Source organism: Winogradskyella immobilis (assembly GCF_021887715.1).
Taxonomy (GTDB): domain Bacteria; phylum Bacteroidota; class Bacteroidia; order Flavobacteriales; family Flavobacteriaceae; genus Winogradskyella; species Winogradskyella immobilis.
The window spans coordinates 1-975 of the sequence record NZ_JAIQXX010000054.1 but is presented as its reverse complement, the minus strand read 5'-3'; the positions used below and the strand labels follow the sequence as shown (position 1 = coordinate 975).

Genomic DNA, 975 nt, shown 5'->3' with positions numbered 1-975 from the left:
TTTGCAATAGCAAAAAGTGGATTGCCTTATGATGAAAATTTTGTTTCAAAATTAGCTCAATAATGCTTGTTTTTTAACTCAGTTCTTTGTTGGCAACTTTTTTTATTCAGATTACAGTGTGTCATTTAAATCTTGTCTTCCAATAACTGCCATTATTTCAACTACGTTATTATTTACTTTATAGTAGATACTATCTATTCCGCAAACACATCTTCTGTAGTCTTTTTTAATGTAGTCAACTGACTCAAATGAAAAAGGTCTTTGAGAAATAATGTCAAAATATTCAAAAAATGACTCAAAATATTTATCGGCTTGAGCCATTCCGAATTTTTGAACTCCGTAATGATGAATTCTAATTAAATCTTTTTTAGCTTCGTTACTTAATTTATATTTAGCCATTCAACAATGACTTTGATTGAGCTAAGATTTCATTCTTAGTATCATTCGTAAATCCACTTTTTTCAGCATTATTAAGTTTTGCTCGAACCCAGTCAATTTGTATTTGCTGTTTTCTAGCTTGTCTTATTAAATCGTTTACTAATTCGCTTTTGCTTGAATATTCATTTTTATTCACTTGTGCTTTTAGCCATTCATCGTTAGGTTCGGTAAATGATATACTTTGTCTTGACATAATTATATATTTTGGTGTAAATATACATCAAATATGAATCATTTCAAAATTGTTGCCAACTCCAGCGTTATGCCAAATTGCGGCATAATGTTCGTTGGATTACGTTTACCCTCGACGGGAAGCTTAAGCTGATGTAAATAAAACACCCAAGATTGCCGCTGCGTTAGCAATTTGGCATAACGCTGGAGTTGAATCACATTTCTTGTGGATTGGGATTTTGCTTGCAAAATATAGAGACACAAGTCAGCTTTATGTATTATACTGAAATAGGTTGACTCTTTTTTGATTATTATTTCGACGTTCAAAAGATTTTTTTCAGCCGTTTAGAAGGCAAAAAAATAGTT

General features: G+C 31.1%; 2 protein-coding genes. Both read right to left on the bottom strand.

Annotation, left to right across the window (positions count from 1 at the left end; genetic code table 11):
• Nucleotides 1-111 precede the first annotated feature (111 nt).
• Nucleotides 112-399: a type II toxin-antitoxin system RelE/ParE family toxin gene (locus tag K8Z87_RS13790; RefSeq protein ID WP_227478161.1), complete on the bottom strand. Its 288-nt coding sequence runs from the start codon at nucleotides 397-399 to the stop codon at nucleotides 112-114.
• On the bottom strand, nucleotides 392-631 hold the full coding sequence (locus tag K8Z87_RS13785) for a ribbon-helix-helix domain-containing protein (RefSeq protein ID WP_227478160.1): 240 nt from the start codon (nucleotides 629-631) through the stop codon (nucleotides 392-394). The genes K8Z87_RS13790 and K8Z87_RS13785 overlap by 8 nt, the downstream gene beginning before the upstream one ends.
• Nucleotides 632-975 lie beyond the last annotated feature (344 nt).